4 protein-coding genes are annotated in these 2944 nt (G+C 37.8%); all 4 read left to right on the top strand.

Annotation, left to right across the window (positions count from 1 at the left end; genetic code table 11):
* Positions 1-521 (top strand): LiaF transmembrane domain-containing protein (locus AC1DPQ_RS23175; RefSeq protein ID WP_477611009.1); only part of this gene is annotated, 521 nt, incomplete at its 5' end.
* A 23-nt stretch (positions 522-544) separates the two neighbouring features.
* Positions 545-892 (top strand): DUF4288 domain-containing protein, encoded by a 348-nt coding sequence (locus AC1DPQ_RS23170; RefSeq protein WP_215128380.1) that lies wholly within the window; start codon positions 545-547, stop codon positions 890-892.
* Positions 882-1943: a sensor histidine kinase gene (locus AC1DPQ_RS23165; protein ID WP_477611008.1), complete on the top strand. Its 1062-nt coding sequence runs from the start codon at positions 882-884 to the stop codon at positions 1941-1943. The genes AC1DPQ_RS23170 and AC1DPQ_RS23165 overlap by 11 nt, the downstream gene beginning before the upstream one ends.
* Positions 1921-2655, top strand: coding sequence for a LytR/AlgR family response regulator transcription factor (locus tag AC1DPQ_RS23160; RefSeq protein ID WP_029280416.1), 735 nt, complete (start codon positions 1921-1923; stop codon positions 2653-2655). The genes AC1DPQ_RS23165 and AC1DPQ_RS23160 overlap by 23 nt, the downstream gene beginning before the upstream one ends.
* Positions 2656-2944: the final 289 nt, after the last annotated feature.

Raw genomic sequence — 2944 nt, 5'->3', positions numbered from 1 at the left:
GTAATATACCGGGGTTAGATTTTGATTTATCTAAATACGCTTTAGGTATTGGTTTGGTTATAGTAGGTGGGTTTTTAATCTTCAGACCAAAGGATGCTTTTGTGTTTAAGAAAAAACCTAAAGATAAGTATAAAGCCGATTTTGATTTTGACGCAGCTGCCGATCAGAAGACCACAAATAATAATGATGTTATTGATGTAATGGCCGTTTTTGGGGGAAGTAACCAAACGGTCTACTCTAAAAACTTTCAGGGCGGCGATATTACGGCTGTATTTGGAGGAGCAGATATTGTAATGACTCAGGCTGATTTTCCTGAAACGGTATCGCTTGATGTAACGGCAGTTTTTGGAGGAATTAAATTAATTGTACCACAAAACTGGGCAATAAAATCGAATGTAACGGCATTATTTGGTAGCGTTGAAGATAAAAGATCACATGTAATGCCGGTAGCAGAGATGAAAAAAACATTGATTTTAGATGGGACAGCTTTATTTGGAGGGATCGAAATTAAAAGTTTCTAAACATTTATTATAAAACATCGCCTATGAAATGGTTTGCAGTAAATTGTATCTATCAGGTAATTTGTGGTGAGGGAAAACATACGCCCCAGTTTAATGAACAAACGCGTTTAATCCAGGCAGAGGGGATTGCGCAGGCTTTAGATAAAGCCAAATTAAATGCTATACATTTTAACCCATCTTTTAATAATTGTAATGGCGATAAAGTAGTATGGAAGTTTTTAGGTGTAGGTGGGATATCGGCAGTGGAAGAACTTGCTGATGGTGTAGAAGTAAGTTCCAGGATTGTTGAACCAAAATCGGTTGCGCAATACCTGGAAAAGCTAGCGCACCGCAATAAATCATTAACTAATCAAAACCATTTTGACAACTAGACCTTTATCCGTTCCGCAAATACAGAAAATATCGCTTACCATTGCAATAGTGTGGACTGTTTTGTGTGGTGCAGGATTACATTATATAGTTAATTTTTCCTGGTGGATATCGATAACCGACAGCTTAACCAATAATTTTTTATTGGCTTTGGCCTGCATTGGCATCAGTAACATGCTTGGGTATTACCAGCCAAAAAATGAGCGGATACTGTACGTACTGATTATCACGCTCGCGCTTACTTTTGTGATTATTTTTGCATCAAAATATGTGGTGCTCTATATATTTTCTGATTATAAGGAGTATAAAGATTTTTACAATTTCTCTTTTGCCTTTAGGGGTTTAATTTCTTTTATGTGTTTAGTCTGGTGTGCTTTGGCTAATATTTTATGGTATAGATTAGAGGAGCAATCAGAAACACACGAAAGGCTATCGGCAGCTAAAAGTTTGGCCAAAGAGGCCGAGTTAAATAAGTTAAGACATCAATTACAGCCGCATTTTCTTTTCAATAGCTTAAACTCGGTATTTGCACTTACCATGGTTAATCCGAAGGAGGCAGGCGTAATGATAATGAAATTAGCTTCTTTTCTTCGCGGAACCCTAAAACGTGATGACGAATTGTGGGTTTCTGTAGAAGAAGAAATGGAGTATATTCAATTGTATCTTGATATTGAAAAGGTGAGGTTTAGCCACAGGTTAAATATCGAAGTTAATGTGGCTGAAGATACTTTAAACCTTTGTTTGCCAGGTACTTTATTGCAGCCCATTGTAGAGAATGCTATTAAATTCGGACTTTATAATACCTCGGCAGGCATTACCATCAAGATAGATGTTACTGTTGAGTATAATATTTTGCAGATCCGGGTACAAAATCCTTTTGATCCCGAAATGAAGGCTGCCGGAGGAACAGGATTTGGTTTAAGTGCCATTAAACGCAGGTTATATCTGTTATTTGCGAATACCCATCTGTTGCAAACCGATATTGAGGCAAATAATTTATATATTACCACCCTAAAAATTCCACAAAAAAATGATCAGAACAATACTAATTGACGATGAGCCTTTAGCAAGAGATATTGTAAAATATTACCTTTCAGATCATGCAGAAATAGAGATTGTAGCCGAATGTGGTGATGGGTTCGAAGGTTTAAAAGCCATTACCCTGCATAAGCCTGATTTAATTTTTCTGGATATCCAAATGCCTAAAATAAGCGGTTTCGAAATGCTCGAGCTGGTTGAAGATAAACCTGCGGTAATTTTTACTACAGCTTTTGATGAATATGCCATTAAAGCTTTTGAGGTTAATGCAGTAGATTATTTGCTTAAACCCATCGATAAATCGCGCTTTGATGCAGCCATTAAAAAACTGCCTAACAAATTAAATCAAACCGAAAATACGGAGGCTGTTTTGGATGCGGCAGCTTTAAGTCCGGCCCAAAACAATAGGGTAGTGGTTAAAAAAGATGGCGTAATTAAAATTATTCCCGTTGCCGATATCAACTACTTAGAGGCTGATGATGATTATGTAAAATTAAGTACTGTTGACGGTGCTTTCTATAAGAACAAAACGATGGCTTATTTCGAACAAACGCTCGACGTGAGCCAGTTTATTCGTATCCATAGGTCTTATATCATTAACCTGGCCCAGGTGACCAAAATAGAGCTAAAAGAGAAAGATAGTTATGTAGTGCTGTTAAAGTCTGATATCTGGCTGCCGGTAAGCAAAACCGGCTATGTGAAATTGAAGGCTGCGTTGGGTTTGTAATTTACCCTTCGAATGAATCTATCGGTTGGTGTCTCACCGACCGAAATGAAATATTACCGAGTTTTTTGTTGGTCGATAACATACCGACCGATAGGGAAGATGAAAATCTTTTTTGGAAAGCAATTGAGTGCTAAAATTATTGTTAGCCCTGCTTTCCGTTACAATCTTTTTGCCCTTCGACTACGCGCTCCGTAGGAGTCCTTTGGACAGGGTGACAAAAAGGATTTCCACTCCCAATCAGGTTTGTTCTACGGCTGTCGTTGCTGCTATTTGGGCATCTCCCTTCTAC

The organism is Pedobacter sp. 01T416_2, from assembly GCF_056398925.1.
The sequence above is the reverse complement of the archived record's forward strand: the minus strand, read 5'-3'. Positions and strand labels throughout refer to the sequence as shown.